Annotated in this window: 20 protein-coding genes; 8 read left to right on the forward strand and 12 right to left on the reverse strand. The window is 71.8% G+C overall.

Annotated elements, in window-relative coordinates:
• Nucleotides 1-2 precede the first annotated feature (2 nt).
• The 10 genes from ABZ857_RS39075 to ABZ857_RS39120 form a co-directional block, all read right to left on the reverse strand.
• Complete coding sequence (locus ABZ857_RS39075) at nucleotides 3-1,067, reverse strand: hydrogenase expression protein HypE (protein ID WP_357054234.1); 1,065 nt, start codon at nucleotides 1,065-1,067, stop codon at nucleotides 3-5.
• The gene (locus ABZ857_RS39080; protein WP_357054237.1) at nucleotides 1,054-1,734 is read right to left on the reverse strand and encodes an SIS domain-containing protein; all 681 of its coding nucleotides are present in this window, start codon (nucleotides 1,732-1,734) and stop codon (nucleotides 1,054-1,056) included. Before ABZ857_RS39080 ends, ABZ857_RS39075 begins: the two co-directional genes overlap by 14 nt.
• Nucleotides 1,731-1,940, reverse strand: a complete 210-nt coding sequence (locus ABZ857_RS39085; protein ID WP_357054240.1) for a HypC/HybG/HupF family hydrogenase formation chaperone — start codon at nucleotides 1,938-1,940, stop codon at nucleotides 1,731-1,733. The genes ABZ857_RS39080 and ABZ857_RS39085 overlap by 4 nt, the downstream gene beginning before the upstream one ends.
• A complete protein-coding gene (locus ABZ857_RS39090) occupies nucleotides 1,937-2,506 on the reverse strand; it encodes an SIS domain-containing protein (protein WP_357054242.1) in 570 nt (189 codons plus the stop codon). The genes ABZ857_RS39085 and ABZ857_RS39090 overlap by 4 nt, the downstream gene beginning before the upstream one ends.
• 219 nt (nucleotides 2,507-2,725) lie before the next feature.
• Entirely contained in the window at nucleotides 2,726-2,998 is a 273-nt protein-coding gene (locus ABZ857_RS39095) for a GlsB/YeaQ/YmgE family stress response membrane protein (RefSeq protein ID WP_357054245.1), read from the reverse strand.
• 91 nt (nucleotides 2,999-3,089) lie between these two features.
• Nucleotides 3,090-4,262, reverse strand: coding sequence for a hypothetical protein (locus tag ABZ857_RS39100; protein WP_357054248.1), 1,173 nt, complete (start codon nucleotides 4,260-4,262; stop codon nucleotides 3,090-3,092).
• Between the two features lie 79 nt (nucleotides 4,263-4,341).
• Nucleotides 4,342-4,995, reverse strand: a complete 654-nt coding sequence (locus ABZ857_RS39105; RefSeq protein ID WP_357054251.1) for a response regulator transcription factor — start codon at nucleotides 4,993-4,995, stop codon at nucleotides 4,342-4,344.
• Nucleotides 4,992-6,146, reverse strand: a complete 1,155-nt coding sequence (locus ABZ857_RS39110; RefSeq protein ID WP_357054254.1) for a histidine kinase — start codon at nucleotides 6,144-6,146, stop codon at nucleotides 4,992-4,994. The genes ABZ857_RS39105 and ABZ857_RS39110 overlap by 4 nt, the downstream gene beginning before the upstream one ends.
• A 67-nt stretch (nucleotides 6,147-6,213) precedes the next feature.
• Complete coding sequence (locus ABZ857_RS39115; protein WP_357054257.1) at nucleotides 6,214-7,248, reverse strand: LacI family DNA-binding transcriptional regulator; 1,035 nt, start codon at nucleotides 7,246-7,248, stop codon at nucleotides 6,214-6,216.
• A gap of 21 nt (nucleotides 7,249-7,269) precedes the next feature.
• Complete coding sequence (locus tag ABZ857_RS39120) at nucleotides 7,270-7,485, reverse strand: hypothetical protein (RefSeq protein WP_357054260.1); 216 nt, start codon at nucleotides 7,483-7,485, stop codon at nucleotides 7,270-7,272.
• 91 nt (nucleotides 7,486-7,576) lie between these two features.
• On the opposite strand from ABZ857_RS39120, the gene ABZ857_RS39125 reads away from it, so the two are divergent.
• Nucleotides 7,577-8,212: a phosphoribosyltransferase family protein gene (locus tag ABZ857_RS39125; protein WP_357054263.1), complete on the forward strand. Its 636-nt coding sequence runs from the start codon at nucleotides 7,577-7,579 to the stop codon at nucleotides 8,210-8,212.
• A 40-nt stretch (nucleotides 8,213-8,252) separates the two neighbouring features.
• Complete coding sequence (locus tag ABZ857_RS39130; RefSeq protein ID WP_357054266.1) at nucleotides 8,253-8,723, forward strand: DUF2267 domain-containing protein; 471 nt, start codon at nucleotides 8,253-8,255, stop codon at nucleotides 8,721-8,723.
• Here ABZ857_RS39130 and ABZ857_RS39135 read toward each other — a convergent pair.
• Nucleotides 8,693-8,905 carry a DUF1918 domain-containing protein gene (locus ABZ857_RS39135; RefSeq protein ID WP_357054269.1) on the reverse strand — a complete coding sequence of 71 codons (213 nt, stop codon included), beginning with the start codon at nucleotides 8,903-8,905 and terminating at the stop codon, nucleotides 8,693-8,695. The two genes, ABZ857_RS39130 and ABZ857_RS39135, sit on opposite strands and share 31 nt — an antisense overlap.
• A 17-nt stretch (nucleotides 8,906-8,922) precedes the next feature.
• Nucleotides 8,923-10,044 (reverse strand): fructose-1,6-bisphosphate aldolase/phosphatase, encoded by a 1,122-nt coding sequence (gene fbp, locus ABZ857_RS39140; RefSeq protein ID WP_357054272.1) that lies wholly within the window; start codon nucleotides 10,042-10,044, stop codon nucleotides 8,923-8,925.
• Nucleotides 10,045-10,144: 100 nt separating this feature from the next.
• Between fbp and ABZ857_RS39145 the strand changes: the two genes are divergently transcribed.
• The 6 genes from ABZ857_RS39145 to ABZ857_RS39170 form a co-directional block, all read left to right on the forward strand.
• Nucleotides 10,145-10,576 carry a CBS domain-containing protein gene (locus ABZ857_RS39145; RefSeq protein ID WP_357054275.1) on the forward strand — a complete coding sequence of 144 codons (432 nt, stop codon included), beginning with the start codon at nucleotides 10,145-10,147 and terminating at the stop codon, nucleotides 10,574-10,576.
• Nucleotides 10,577-11,890: an acyltransferase gene (locus tag ABZ857_RS39150; protein ID WP_357054278.1), complete on the forward strand. Its 1,314-nt coding sequence runs from the start codon at nucleotides 10,577-10,579 to the stop codon at nucleotides 11,888-11,890.
• The gene (locus ABZ857_RS39155; protein WP_357054282.1) at nucleotides 11,887-12,768 is read left to right on the forward strand and encodes a YihY/virulence factor BrkB family protein; all 882 of its coding nucleotides are present in this window, start codon (nucleotides 11,887-11,889) and stop codon (nucleotides 12,766-12,768) included. The genes ABZ857_RS39150 and ABZ857_RS39155 overlap by 4 nt, the downstream gene beginning before the upstream one ends.
• 11 nt (nucleotides 12,769-12,779) lie before the next feature.
• Nucleotides 12,780-14,021 (forward strand): AI-2E family transporter, encoded by a 1,242-nt coding sequence (locus ABZ857_RS39160; protein ID WP_357054285.1) that lies wholly within the window; start codon nucleotides 12,780-12,782, stop codon nucleotides 14,019-14,021.
• Nucleotides 14,022-14,105: 84 nt separating this feature from the next.
• Nucleotides 14,106-14,753 (forward strand): hypothetical protein, encoded by a 648-nt coding sequence (locus ABZ857_RS39165; RefSeq protein ID WP_357054288.1) that lies wholly within the window; start codon nucleotides 14,106-14,108, stop codon nucleotides 14,751-14,753.
• A gap of 95 nt (nucleotides 14,754-14,848) precedes the next feature.
• Nucleotides 14,849-15,190 (forward strand): hypothetical protein (locus tag ABZ857_RS39170; protein ID WP_357054291.1); only part of this gene is annotated, 342 nt, incomplete at its 3' end.

Consider the following 15,190-nt stretch of genomic DNA (forward strand, 5'->3'; position numbering starts at 1 on the left):
CGCTAGCTCCAGGGGGCCTTGTAACCGGTGAGCAGCTCGCGGCCCTTCTTGTGCCACTTCGGCTCTTTGTCGACCGTCTTGAACGTGATGCTCCGCAGCGCGCGGATCACCGTGCCGTACGCCTCGCTCGCGGTCGAGGAGACGCGGGCGCCGGGCGGCTCGTCCATGAACGGCATGAACTTGTCGGGGAAGCCGGGCATCGTGCACGCGATGCAGATGCCGCCCACGTTGGGGCAGCCGCCGATGCCGTTGATCCAGCCGCGCTTGGGCACGTTGCACTTCACGACCGGCCCCCAGCAGCCGATCTTCACCAGGCACTTCGGCGAGCCGTACTCGGTGGCGAACTGGCCCTGCTCGTAGTAGCCGGCCCGGTCGCAGCCCTCGTGCACGGTCTGGCCGAACAGCCACGTGGGGCGCAGCATGTGGTCGAGCGGGATCATCGGCGCCTGCCCGGCGAGCTGGTAGAGCAGGTAGAGGATCGTCTCCGACAGGTTGTCCGGGTGGATCGGGCAGCCGGGCACGTTGACGATCGGCAGCCCCGCTTTCGACCGCCACTCCCAGCCCAGGTAGTCGGCCACGCCCATCGCGCCGGTCGGGTTGCCCGCCATCGCGTGGATGCCGCCGTACGTCGCGCAGGTGCCGGCGGCGAGCACGGCGGTCGCCTTGGGCGCGAGACGGTCGAGCCACTCGCTGGTCGTCATCGGCTGCCCGGTGTCGGGGTTGTTGCCGAACCCGCACCAGTAGCCCTCGCGCTTGATCGACTCGTTGGGGATCGATCCCTCGATGACCAGCACGAACGGGTCAAGCTCGCCCCGGTCGGCCTTGAAGTACCACTCGATGAACGTGTCCGCGCCCTGCATCGGGCCGCACTCGAAGTCGATCAGCGGCCAGTGGACCGCGACCTTGGGCAGGCCGGGCAGCGCGCCGAGCACGATCTCCTCGATGCTCGGCTGGGTCGCGGCCGTGAGCGCGACCGAGTCGCCGTCGCAGCTCAGCCCGGCGTTTATCCACAGGATGTGGATGACAGGCTCCTTCTGCCCGTCTGGCTGTCCGTCAGGCGCCGTCATCGCTGTCACCAGCTTCCGATCGGATAAGCGCTTGCTGGGTCAGCTCCCAGAGCGCGTGGTAGACGGTGGTCTGGGCCTCCTGGATGCGGTGGACCGAGGCCGAGGGCACCACGAACAGGTGGTCGATGGTGCCGAGCTCGGCCATCTGGCCGCCGCCGTAGCCGGCCAGCCCGACCGTGAGCATGCCGCGCCGGCCGGCCTCCTCGAACGCGGCGATGAGGTTGCGGGAGTTGCCGCTGGTGGACAGGCCCAGTGCGATGTCTCCCGCGAAGGCGGACGCGGCGAGCTGCCGGGCGAAGACCACCTCGAAGCCGATGTCGTTCGCCAGCGCCGTCACGACCGCGATGTCGGCCGTGAGGGCGAACGCGGGAAGCGGTCTGGCGACACCTCCCGGGTTCATGAAAAGCGTGGCCACGTCCTGGGCGTCGGTCGAGCTGCCCCCGTTGCCGAAGGCGAACAGCCGGGCCCCGGCCGTGAACGCCTCCGCCATGGCCTCGGCGCAGGCGGCGATCCGCTCCCCGTCGCGCTCCAGCACGGTGCGGCGCAGCATGACGATCTCGTCGACCTTCTCCACCGTCGACTGGCGTACGGAGGTCATGACCGCGTCGAGGTCCGTGGACCCGGAGTAGAGGAAGGGGTAGAGGGCCTCCATCGAGTCGTCGGTCATCGCTTCACCTCCCGGACCACCGCGATGGCCTCCTTGGCGTGGACCAGGACGGTGTCGCCGGGCTCGGTCTCCACCAGCGCGACGCTGACCACCTCCCGGCCCCGGCCGGTGTCGACGAGGGCGAGGTCCCGCTCCAGGAGCCGTACGACGGTCACCGCGACCGCCTCGTCCGAGCAGGTGACGCACGTCTCGTCGTGGCAGTTCATGGGATGACCCTTGGATCCAGCACGCCGGGCTGCTCGAAGAACACGTGCACCAGCTCCCAGAGGATGTGGTAGGTGGTGACGTGCACCTCCTTGACCACGCGGGGGTCGGCGGAACGGGCGATCAGGACGTGGTCGACGGCCGGGCTGCGGCCGATCGGGCCGCCGTCGTCGCCGCCGGTGAGCGCCAGCGTGAGCAGGCCGAGCCGGTGCGCCGTCTCCAGGCCCCTCAGCACGTTCACGCACCCGCCGTCGGGTGAGACGCCCAGCGCCATGTCCCGCGGTGCGGCGAGACGGCGGAGCTGGTGCGCGAAGACCTCCTCCAGGCCCGCCGTCGCGGCCACCCCCGTGATCGTCGCCACGTCGCTCGTGAGCGAGAACGACGGCAGCGCCCGTTTGCCCACGATCACCGGGTGGACGAACTCCACGGAGATGTGCTGGGCGTCGGTGGCCGCCTCGCCGTTGCCGAAGACGATGAGCCTGCCGCCGCCGTGGAAACGCGTCGCCATCGCATGGCAGGCCCTGGCCACCGCGTCGGCCTCGTCGGCCAGGCCGAGCGCCGGCCCCACGCGACGCGCGAACACCTCCGGAACACGTGCAAGGACCGCCTGGTCCATCGCGGACCACTTCCCCCGGATCACTGCTTCCCACAGGAAAGCCCCTGGTTAACGACCGTACGCCCAGCCGTGACGGGGGGAATCAATAGATGTCGGTGATTTCGTAAAGATCACTACAGTCCGGACATGCCGATGGCCCCGGACGTGCCGGGGCCATCGGCGGGTGAAGGCCTACCCGACGCTTCGTCGGTGGTACACCCCGGCGGCCAGGGCGACGCCGATGGCGGCGAGGACCACCTGGATGATCAGCTGGATCCAGCCGAACCCGCCTGCCGGGGCGACTCCCACCGCTCCGGCGATGGCCGTGCCGATGAGAGCGGCGATGATACCGATGACCACGGTCAGCCAGATAGGGATGGCCTGGCGCCCGGGAACGACCAGCCGGCCGAGAGCGCCGATGATGAGTCCGATGATTATGGCGGAGATGATGCCGCTGACGGCCATGCTGCCACCCTCCTTGTGTTCGGCTGCCTCCCTTCTGCCCGATTGGGGTGCTATGACACATATTGATGGTTAATGTCCGGTTTTTGGTGTGTCAGGAGGCCTCCGGGCCCGCGACGATCACCCCGTCCGTGGAGTTGTAGGAAGCGGTGGTCGCCGCGGCGTCCCCGCCCACGTCCGGAACGGACGACGCCCCGGCGCGGACGAGCATGGTCGTGCCGGGGATGTGCGCGACGTCCTCGCCGGCGCCGTAGCCGCCGAACCTCCGCCCGGACGGCGGCCGGAGCGCCTCCGTCTTCGACCAACGTCCCTTGTTGATTCGACCACTGTTGAGGTGCCACAGCGGCTCGGCGAGCCCGTAGTCGAACCACACGCCGCCCGCGCCGTCGTCGACCACGCCGCGCAGGGACGTGGTGCGGGCCGGCGGGGTCACCCTGCGCCAGGTCTTCCCCTGCCGGTGCAACGCGATGGCGGCCTCGGGGCCACTGTCCAGGTCGTAGCAGGTCACCCAGACGTCCCCCGGGCCTGTGACCACGATGTCCTTCACCTGGCTGGCTCCATAGGCGATCCCGTGCGGGAAGACCTTCGCCGGAATCGCGATCCGGCGCAGGGACCGCCCGTCCCAGTGCAGCAGGGCGGGGGCCTCGGTCTGGGCGCCGGGCCTGCCCGACCTCAGCCAGCCGCCCACCCAGACGTCACGTTCGCCGCGTACGAGGATGCCGGTGACCGCCAGTCCCTTCGGAGAGGGAACGGTGTGCCACCGCCTGCCGTCGTGGCGGAGCAGCCCGCTCTCTTCCCTGGTCCACGTCGCCAGCCACGCTCCCCCGCCGGAGGTGGCGGCGATCGCGTTGGCGCCGGGCGCCGGCGGCGGCACGCTCCGCCACCGGTGGCCGTCCCAGCGCACCACCTCGTCCCCGTTCCCGCCCTCGCCCCCGTCGCGTCCGGACGTCAGGGCCCAGACGCTCGACGGGGCGGCGGACAGCGACCGGATCGTGCCCTGCGGCGGCAGGGCGGCCCGCCGCCACGTAGTGCCGTCGAAGTGTTCCAGGGTCTGGGTGCCGTCCTCACCGCTGTAGGTCCTCTTGACCCCGCGCACGTACCGATCCTGGGTGCCCACCGCCCAGATGTCCCGTGCGCCGGCCGCCGCCAGGAGGTCGATGCGGTCGTAGCCCTTGTGCGAAGGCAGATCGGCGTACGACCAGACCGGGGGCGGTGCCGCGAGCGCCGGCGTCACAGCGGCCGCCGCCACCACGAGGCGTATCATCATCGGCTTCCCTTCCGTACTCCTCTGAGGAGATTTGAGGAGCTCCGAGGAGTACGACGGCCGGGAATGCCGCCGGGTTCGGCTACCCGCCGCCTGCGATGCGGTTCTCCCAGGCCCAGGCGGCGACCTCGACCCGGTTGCGCAGGCCGAGCTTGGCCTGGATGCCGGCCACGTGGCTCTTGACCGTGCTCAGCGAGATGAACAGCTCTGCCGCGATCTCCTGGTTCGTACGGCCTCGGGCGACGGCCCGGACGACTTCCAACTCCCGGTTCGAGAGCGGATGGTCCACCCGGCCGGAGTCCGGGAGACGAGCCGTCAGGTGGCGCAGCAGCCGCAGGGTGACCGACGGGGAGACCAGGGCGTCCCCCTGGTGGGCGGCCCGCACGGCCTCCACGAGCAGGGCGGGGCCGCAGTCCTTGAGTACGAATCCGGTCGCGCCCGCCCGCAACGCGCCGTAGACGTACTCGTCCAGGTCGAACGTGGTGACCACGACCACCCGCAGCGGGCCGGGCACGCCCGGCCCGGCCAGGGCGCGGGTGACCTCGATGCCGTCGAGCCGGGGCATGCGCACGTCCACCAGGCACACGTCCGGCCGCAGCCGCCGGGCCGACTCCACGGCCTCGGCGCCGTCGGCCGCCTCGGCGACCACCTCGATGTCGGGCTGGTCCTCCAGGATCAGCCGCAGGCCGCCGCGGACCATCGCCTGGTCGTCGGCCACCAGGACTCTGATCGTCATCGGCGGTCACGCCCGGGGACGGGCAGGGTGGCGAGCACCGACCAGCCGGACTCAGCACCGGACTCAGCACCGGACTCCGGACGCGGCCCGGCGCGCAGCGTGCCGCCGAGGGCCTCGACCCGCTCACGCATCCCGATCAGGCCGTACCCGCCGCGCCGGTGGCGCCGCGAGGGGCCCCGCGGCGAGTCGTCGGCGACCTCGACGGTGAGCGTCTCACGGTCCCGCTCCACGCTGACCGTCACCGAACGGGCGCCCGGGGCGTGGCGGGAGACGTTGGTCAGCGACTCCTGGACGACCCGGAAGACCGTGCCGGCCACCTCGGGCGGCCACGTCGCCGTCTCCTCCTCGCCCGGCAGTCGCAGGCGCACCGCACGGCCGCCCGCCTCGAAGCGCCCGACCAGCTCGCCGAGCCCCCCGGACGCGGAGGTGGCGGCCTCGTCCGGGTCGCGCAGCAGGCCGACGACGCGGCGCATCGCGGCCAGCGCGCCGGACCCGGCCGCCTCGATCTCGGCCAGGGCGTCGCTCGCCTTCTCGGGGCTCTTGCGCGCGACCAGCCGGGCGGCCTGGGCCTGCACCACGATGCCGGTGACGTGGTGGGCGACGACGTCGTGCAGCTCGCGGGCGAGCCTCAGCCGTTCCGCGCGGCGCACCCCCTCGGCGACGGCCCGCCTGCGGGCGTCGAGCAGCCGCGGGCACAGCCCGGCCACGACGGCGGCGGCCCAGGTGAGGACGTTCATCAGGGTGACCGAGGGCACACCGGCGGCGAGCGTGTGCGCCGTCAGCAGGCTGCCGGCGGCCACCGCGAGCCCGCCGGCCGCCACGCCGCAGGACGTACGGACCGGCAGCGCCCTGACCGCCGTGGCGACCAGCACGGCCAGGCCGAGGGCCATCCCGGGGCCCGGCTCGCTGGGCAGACCGGCGAACCTGGCGGCCAGGACGGCGGTCGCGGCGACGGCCAGACCGGCCGCCGCCGCCCGGGCCGGGTCGAACCGGCGCGCCAGGGCGATCGCGCACACGACCGCCCCGGCGGCGCAGTCGAACCGCCAGTAGCCGCCGCCCCAGCTGCCGGCGATCCGGGTGGCCCAGAAGGCCAGCACCACGGCGAACACGGCACCGAGGCCGACGTCGGCGGCCCATCGCCCTACACGCACAGCAGCGAGGCTACGAGATCGGCCGCCCGTGCAGAACCGGCCAAAAGTACTGTTATCGCTGTGCCGGTCATCGGGATGGCGGTGCGGTGCTCTCCCGTACGACGAGGGTGGTCGCGAGCTCGACCCGGTGCTGTTCGAGCCGCTCGCCGTCCGCGAGGGCCAGGACCATCCGCGCGGCGGCGGCCCCCATCTGGACGAGCGGCTGCCGCACGGTCGTCATGGGCGGCCCGGCCCATTGGGTGAACGACAGGTCGTCGAACCCGACGACGCTCAGGTCCTCGGGGATGCGCACCCCGGCCCGCCTGGCGGCCTCGTACACGCCGAGCGCCTGCAGGTCGTTGGCGGTGAAGACGGCGGTCGGGGGATCGGGCAGGCGCAGCAGGTCGGCCCCGTCACGCAGGCCGCCCTCCACGTAGAGGGTGCTGACCCGCACGAGCGCGGGGTCCACGGGCACGCCCGCCGCGTCCATCGCGGCGCGGTAGCCGTCGAGCCGCGCCCGGCAGCACGGCCACTGCGTCGGCCCGCTCAGCATCGCGATGCGGCGGTGGCCGAGGTCGAGCAGGTGGCGGGTCGCGGCCATCCCGCCGCTCCAGTTGGTGGCGCCGACCGACGGGGTCTGGTGCAGCGGCTCGCCGGTCGGGTCGAGCACGACCAGAGGGATAGAGCGGGTGGCGAGCTGCGACTGCTGCTGCACGGTGAGCTCGGAGAAGACCGCCACGACGCCGGTGGGGCGGCGAGCGAGCACCTGCTCGGTCCACGCCCTGCCAGGGGTGAGCCGGCCCTGCATCTCGGTCAGCACCACGGCGAGCTCGCGCTCCCGCGCGACCTGCTCGACCCCCTGGATGATCTCCAGCGCCCACAGGCTCTCCAGGGCGTGGAAGACCAGTTCCAGGATCGCGGCGGGCTCGCTGTCGCGCCGCCGGTAGCCGTGCTCCCGCAGCACCTCCTCCACCCGCTGCCGGGTGGCCAGGGCGACTCCCGCGTGCCCGTTGAGCACCCGGGACACGGTCGGCGCGGACACCCCCGCCAGGTGGGCGATCTCGGCCACGGTCAGCCTCTGACGCGGAAGCTCCCCGTCGAGGGCCGGGTCGGTCGAGGTCACGGCGACAGTCTACGCACCGCCTCAAGGACTCTCCTTCGGCTGGATCAGGCCGGCCGCGAGCAGCAGTTCGTGGGCGAGCCGGGCGGCGTGCTCGGGCCGGGCCCGCCCGGCCTCCTCGAGCGGCCCGCCCTCCAGGCCGCCCGCCAGCACCCGGACGGCCTCGGCGAGCGCGCGCACCTGCCGTTCCGCCGCGTCGAGCCTGGCCTTCAGCTCGTCGATCTCTCCGGGATTGGACATGTCTCAAGTCTTCCCCGGGCCCTTCGGCCCTACCGCGGAGGGTGGCGGGGGCCGACGGTGAAAGGCAGGGGGAAAGACAGGGGTGACTGTCGTGTTCGTCGATCGTCGTGACGCCGGGCTGCGCCTGGGCGAGCGGGTGCGCGGACTCCCGGGGACGGAGGACGCGGTCGTCCTCGGGCTGCCCCGAGGGGGTGTGCCGGTGGCGTTCCAGGTGGCCAGGGCCCTCGGCGTCCCCCTGGACGTGATCGTCGTACGCAAGCTGGGCGTGCCGTACCAGCCGGAGCTGGGCTTCGGCGCCATCGGCGAGGGCGGGGTGCGGGTGGTGAACCCCGACGTCGTACGGCTCGCCAACATCACGCATGACGAGATGGCCGAGGTGGAGCGGCGCGAGCGGGCCGAGCTGGAGCGCCGCGCCCGCCGCTTCCGGGGCGACCGCGAGCCGGTGGACCTGGCCGGCCGTACCGTGATCGTGGTGGACGACGGGATCGCGACGGGCGGGACGGCCCGCGCCGCCTGCCAGGTGGCCCGCGCGCACGGAGCCTCCCGGGTGGTGCTCGCGGTGCCGGTCGGCGCCCCCGAGACGATCGCGAGCCTGCGCAGGGACGCCGACGAGGTCGTCTGCCTGGACACGCCCGACCACTTCTACGCGATCGGCGCCTGGTACGACGACTTCACCCAGACGAGCGACGAGGACGTCGTGCAGTGCCTGAGGCAGGCTGCGGAATAGGACAATCGGCCCTGGCAGGGGGCCGGCGGAGGAGGAGACCATGTCCACCACCCACCATGTGCACAGCCTTGACCACACGATCCAGACGACCAACCGGTGGCTGGCCGCCCTCGCCGGGGCCATCGGCACCGAGGACCGGGAGTTCGCCCACCGCGTGCTGCGGACCTGGCTGCACGCCGTGCGTGACGGCCTTCCTGTGCCCGCCGCGGCGCACCTCGCCGCGCAGCTGCCCGACCTGCTGCGCGGGATCTACTACAACGGCTGGGACCCCGCGGCGGTGCCGATCCGCCGGGACCGCGAGGAGTTCACCGCCCACTTCGCCGCCACCGGCCGCATCGCCAACGCCGACGTGCCCAAGCTCGCCAAGGCGGTGACCGCCGTGATGTACGAGGAGCTGACGCCGGGGGTGGTCGACCACGCGCTCGGTCAGCTCCCGCGCGAAGTGCGCGACCTGCTGGGTGGTCAGGGTGGTCAGGGTGGTCAGGGACTCTCCGGCAACCGTTCCCAGTAGTGCTCGACGCGGGCGTCGGGCCCGGGGAAGAAGCACAGCGTCTCCCGCTCCTCGTCGAGCCATCGCACGAGGTAGGGGGGCGAGCCGTCGGTGTGGTAGAGCGCCACCACGATCCCGATGCGGCCCGCCCTGCCCCGGTGGATGCTCTCGATGATCAGGCGGTCGCCGACAGATGCTTTCATGGTCAACGCCTTCGTGGTCACGACCCGACCGGGGTCGCGACCTCGGTCGTGATCGGCGTCCAGCGGTGCGCCAGGCGCTTGGTGAGGGAGGCCATGGTGGTGTACTCCAGGTCCTCGAGCGGCAGCCGGTGCGGCTCGAAGGGGCCGTGGCGGCGCAGGTAGTCCATGACCTCGCCGGCCTGCCGCCGGGCTCCGTCGAACGCCGGGTCGTCGAACATGTCGCGCGGGCCGATCAGCCGGCCGTCCTTGATCTGGAAGCCGAGCGCGACCACCCGCGGCGGGCCGTCGAACCGCGACGGGTGCGCCTGCCCGGTGGCCACCGGCATCAACGGCGCGTGGTGCGAGCCGCGCATGCACCCCGCCACCGAGTACGCGAAGGCGAACGGCTCCAGCGCCTCGCCCACGGCCGGCAGGCCCGACTGGCAGCGCACGATCAACACGGGATCGTCCTTGCCGACGTACTTGCCGGCGATCAGCGACAGCCGCTGGGTGCTGGTCGCCGCCGCGGTCATGCCCAGCGTCTTGGAGCGGACGCTGTGGATCACGTAGCGCGCCGGGGCGCCGATGTACATCAGCATGTCGTAGAGGTCCGCCGGGCAGTCGAAGACGATGCGCCGGTCCTCGTGGAGGTCGTACACCTCGAACGCGAACCCGGCGTGCATCTTCTCGTCGATCACCAGCCCGGCGGTGTTGGACGGATCGGCGAACATCTTGTACAGCGGCAGGTTCCACGCACCCGGCTCGGTCTTGTCCGCCAGGAAGCACAGCACCGGCTCCGACGGCCGCTCCTCGAACTCCAGCTCCGCGTAGCCCGGGCCCATGCCGCGCAGGTTGCCGGAGAAGGCGTCCGACAGCAGGTCCTGGCCGGCGCCGTACAGGCCGAGTTCCTTGGCCAGGTGGGTGGTCGCCTGGAAGGTGTCCCAGGCGAAGGAGTGGATCAGCCCCGCCTCCTGGCCGTACGTATGGGTCATGATGAGGGAGATGTCGTCGCCGCAGCTTTCGACGTGGCCGTCGATGAGGAGCCCGGAGGACTTCGCCCGCTCGATCTCCCGCCTCGCCTCGGCCATCAGGCGGGGATGGACGGCGGAATGGCCGACGAACCCCCCTGTGTCGGCCTTGATGATGCTCAGCGTGATCATGGGGACCACCTCCACCTCCACGTTTATTCGGACTTGTGGGGATAAATAGGGCATAAGGTCACAAGCGGGGCGGACTTCCGTACGAGGGGGAGAGCCGGCCATGAAGATCAAAGAAGTCATGTCCACGCCGGTGGTCGTCGTCCCGCCGATCACGCCGGTGCGGGACGTCGCACGGCACATGGACTACTCGGGTGTCGGCTGCGTGGTGGTGTCGGAGGGGCGGGGCATCGCCGGCATAGTGACCGACCGGGACCTCGCCATACGCGTGCTCGCCCAGGACAGGGTCGGGGACACGCCGGTCGGCCGGGTGATGTCGGAGCACCCGGTGGTGGTGCAGGCCGAGGACGAGGTCGAGGTGGCCTTCGACACGTTCCGCCGCCACTCCTTCCGCAGGCTGCCCGTGACCGCGGAGGGAGGGGTGGTCGGCATACTGACGATCGACGATCTGCTCCTCCAGATGCACCAGCTCACCGCCGACCTGCTCACACCGGTGGTCAAGGAGATCAGCGAGCCGCAGCATCAGAGCGACTAGATGTTCACGCCCCTGCGGCGTACGGCGGAACGCACGCCGCCCGGCCGCGACCGTCACATCGACCTGCTGCGCGCCGTCGCGATCGCGCTGGTGGTTCTCGGGCACTGGCTGGCCGTCGTCGTGACGTACGGCGAGCGCGTCGGCGGCGACACGGTCCTCGCGTTCGTCCCCTGGGCCCGGCCGCTCACCTGGCTGTTCCAGGTCATGCCGGTGTTCTTCCTGGTGGGCGGCTTCGCGGGAGCCGCCTCGCTCGGCTCCTACCGGCGCCGGGGCGGCGACGCGATCGGCTGGTTCCTGTGCCGCACCGACCGGCTGATCCGCCCGACGACGGCGTTCCTGCTCACGCTGGGCGGCGCGGCCCTGCTCGCGGTCCTCCTGGGGGCCGACCGCGCGACCGTGACCCTGGCGGTCTGGCTCGCCTGCCTGCCGCTGTGGTTCCTCATCGCGTACGTCACGGTGGTCCTGCTCACCCCGGTCCTGCTCGCGCTGCACCGCAGGGCGGGCCTCGCGGTGCCGGCCGCGTTCGCGGTGCTGGTCGCGTTCGGTGACGCGGCGCGGCTGCTCGGCGGCCCGGCCGTGCTCGGCGTGGCCAACTACCTGCTCGCCTGGGCGGCGGTCTACCAGCTCGGCATCGCCTGGCGGGAGGGGGCCCTGCCGGCCCATCCCCGCGTGGCCGTGCCCATGGCGGCGGGCGGCCTGGCGGCGCTCGTGCTGCTCACCGTGCCGGGGCCGTACCCGGTGAGCATGGTGGCCGATCCCGGCGACCGGCTGCAGAACACCTCGCCGCCGACGCTCGCGCTGCTCGCCCTGGCGGTCGCCCAGACGGGGGTCGCCCTGCTCCTGCACGAGCGCGGCGGGCGCATGCTGCGCCGTACGCGCCCGTGGACGGCCGTCGTCGCGGCGAACTCCGTGATCATGACGGTGTTCCTCTGGCACATGACCGCGGTCGTGATCGCCGTGCCCGCCCTCTACGTCACCGGCCTGCTGCCGCAGCCGCCTCCCGGGTCGGCCGCCTGGCTGCTCCTGCGCGTGCCCTGGCTCGCGTTCCTGACGGCGACCCTCGCGGTCCTGGTCGCCGTGTTCGCCAGGTTCGAGAGGCACGCGGCCGAAAGGCGCACAGGGGCCCGCCCGGCACCCGCCGGGCCCGTCGGCGTGCGCACCGCGGCCGTCACCCTGGCGGGCGCCGCCCTGGTCGTCGTGGCGCTGCTCGGCGCGGCGCTCACCGGCTCGGAGGGGCTGCCCGCGCCGATGCTCCCGGTCTACCTCGCCGGCGCCGCGCTGCTGCGGGCCGCCCGATCGTCGCACCGGTCATGAGAGCGCCGGTGGCGGACTGGAAGAGGATCGCCGGGCGGGTGCGGGAGGAGGCGAAGCGTGAGCGGCTGTCCCTGCTGGCCGCCGGCATCGCCTTCTGGGGGACGCTGTCGATCTTCCCGATGCTGCTGGTCGTCGTGTCGGTCTACGGGCTGGTGGCCGACCCCCGCGAGGCGGCCGGGCAACTGGCGTCGCTGACCCGGCCGCTGCCCGGACCCGTCGCCCACCTGCTGGTCTCCCAGCTCTCCTCCGCGGTGCGCGCCGGGGAGAAGGGGCTCAGCGCCAATCTCGCGGTGAGCCTCGTCGGCCTGCTGTGGGCCTCGTCGCGGGCCGTCCAGGCGCTCATGCGGGGCCTGAACACCGTGTACGGAGGCAGGGAGAGCCACGGCCCGATCGGCACCCGCCTGCTGGCGCTGCTCTACACGGTCGCCGCGATCGCCGGAGTGTCGGTTCTGCTGGCGCTCGTCGCCGCGTTTCCGGTCGTGCTGGGACACATCGGCCTCGGCCGGGTGGCCCGGGTCGCCGTCTCGGTGGCGCGCTGGGCGGCGCTCGTCCTGCTCATCGGGACGGGACTGGCGCTGCTCTACCGGTTCGTCCCCGGCAGCCGCCGGGAGTCGCGGTGGCGGTCGGTCACCTGGGGGGTGGGGCTCGCCATGCCCGCCCTGGTGGTGGTCTCTGCGGGCCTGTCGGTCTTCGTGACCAGCTTCGGGCGCTTCAACCAGACGTACGGCGCGGTCGCGGCCGTGGCCGTGCTCATGCTCTGGCTGTATCTCTCCACGCTGATCGTGCTGCTGGGCGCCGAGGTCAACGGAGCGATCGAGCGCCATCTGGGGGATACGGCTCTCACCAGCCGGGGACAAAAGGGCGACTTGTCCGGATAAATCCGTGTCAAGTGACCTTGGTCGGGCAGCAGTGGGGCGTGTCCGACAGCGGTCTCTCCCCAGGAAGCGGCATCTCCAGCGTGTTCCCCTCGCTCCCCGGCCAGGGCGAGACGACGCCGGAGCCGACCGGCTCCCCGGCCGCCCACGACCGGTCCCCGGGCGGCGCGAGCCGGCCCGGCGACGACGGCGGCATGGCCTCCGACCGGCCGTTCGGCCTGCCGGGACGCCCGCTGCGCGGCAACCCGTTCATGTTCGGCCTCACCGGCGCCCTGGGCGTGCTCACCGCGTGGCTCCTGGTCCAGGCGATCGCCAGCGCCGGCTCGGCGCTCGTGCTGATCGTGGTCTCGCTGTTCCTGGCCATCGGACTCAACCCCGCGGTCGAGGCGCTCCAGCGGCGCAACCTGTCCCGCCGCCTCGCGATCACGATCGTGTTCGGGTCGGTCATCGCCTTCTTCGTGGTCTTCGGGCTCGCGGTCGTGCCGCCGCTCACCGAGCAGACCACCGGGTTCGTCCGGCAACTGCCCGACTACGTGCAGCAGCTCCAGAACCACCCGCTGATCCGCTCGGTGGACGAGCGCTACCAGATCCTCGACAAGATCCAGCAGTACGTCGCGGGCGGCGGGCTGGCCACCCAGATGTTCGGCGGCCTCCTCGGCGTGGCCAGCGTAGTGATCAGCGCGTTGTTCAGCGCCTTCACCGTGCTCGTGCTCACGCTCTACTTCCTCGGGTCGCTCAACTCCATCAAGGAGACGGCCTACCGGTTCGTGCCCCGCTCACGCCGTACGCGGGTCCGCCTGCTCGGGGACGAGATCATCAACCAGATCGGCGGCTACGTCGCGGGCAACCTGATCATCTCGCTGATCGCCGGAGTGGTGACCTTCCTGTTCCTGGCCATGCTGAAGGTGCCGTACGCGCTCGCGCTGGCCATCTTCGTCGCGGTCACCGACCTGATCCCCCTGGTGGGCGCGGTCATCGGCGCGGTCGTTGCCTCGGGGGTGGGCTTCCTCTCCTCGGTGCAGGTCGGCATCGCCTGCGTGGTCTTCTTCGTCGTCTACCAGCAGGTCGAGAACTACTGGATCTCCCCGAAGGTGTTCAAGTCGTCGGTCGACGTGCCGCCCGTGGCGACCATCGTCGGGGCCCTGCTCGGCGGGGCGCTGCTCGGCATCGTCGGGGCCCTGCTCGGCATCCCGCTGGCGGCTGCCCTGCTTCTCCTGGCCCGCGAGGTGGTGCTGCCCCGCCAGGACCGGCTGTAGCCGTCGTCGGAGAGGGATGCGGTCGCGTGCCGGCTGAGGGAAGCTCGCGTCATGCTACTTCCGTACCGAATCGCGGGGCTATGGGTGCGCGTGGTGTTAATCGTCGTGCTGCTGTGGGGCGCCCTGGTGACCGTGCTCAGCATGACCCCGCGCGAGCGCACCCTCGCCGACTTCCACACGGCGCTCCGGTCCGGGCAGGTCACGTACGTCATCTACTCCGGCACCCCGGTGGATCTGCGGTGGTCGACGAGCCCCCTGTTCTGGTATCACGCCGACCGCTCCGAGAACGGGGCCTACACACCCCGCCAACTCCTGCGCGACCTGCACGCCACCGTTCCCCGCCCGGAGGCCGGGCTCGCTCATTCGCGCGATGGGTTCTTCTCGGGCTGGCCGTTCCGCGTGCCGTTCCATGGCGCGACCTGGCTCGTGGGCGGGGCCTGGATCGCCGCGCTCCTCATCATGATCGGTACGGCCCGGCCCAGGCTGGGGAGCAGATGGGCCTGGTTCTGGCTGTTCACCGTGGGCGAGGTGGGCGCCATGCTGTTCCTCCTCCTCGAACCCCGATCGCTGTGGCGTGGGCTGGAGCCACAGGATCCGGTCCCCAACCCGATGGGTGGAGGTCGTGGCTGCGTTCTGGCTCTCTGTCTCAGCCTGGTGATCCCCGTCCTCGTCGCGGGCGGGCTCTCCCATGTGTTCCACGCCCTGCTCGACCTCCTGCCCGCTGCTCGCTGAGCCTGTAGCTCCAACAAATCGCGCCGCACGGTTGCTCAGCGTGAGGTGGTCGGGAGAAAATTAAAACAGACTTTCGAATCCGGCGAGGAGGTGCCATGGATCTGTTCGGCTCCGATCCTGGGCACCCTCGTGATTCGAACAACGTCAACAACGCCAACAACGGCGATCAAACCAACAGCGGCAACAGGGGCAACGGCGGCAACAGCGCTAACGGGGGCACCGGCGGTGACGGCGAGTGGTGGGACCGGCTGACCGCCGGTTCGCCGTTGTGGTCGTCGGAGGGCTCGCTCGCCCGCGAGTACTTTCCGATCATCGACCCCGAGCCGGGGCAGCACGCGAGCCACACCGGCAGCCCGGCCCCCGACAGTGAGGCCCCAGACGGTGGGGTCACAGACGGTGAGGCCACCAGCGACGGCGCGACCCGTGCCGGTCGAGCC

Source organism: Microbispora sp. NPDC046933 (assembly GCF_040644635.1).
Lineage (GTDB): Bacteria > Actinomycetota > Actinomycetes > Streptosporangiales > Streptosporangiaceae > Microbispora.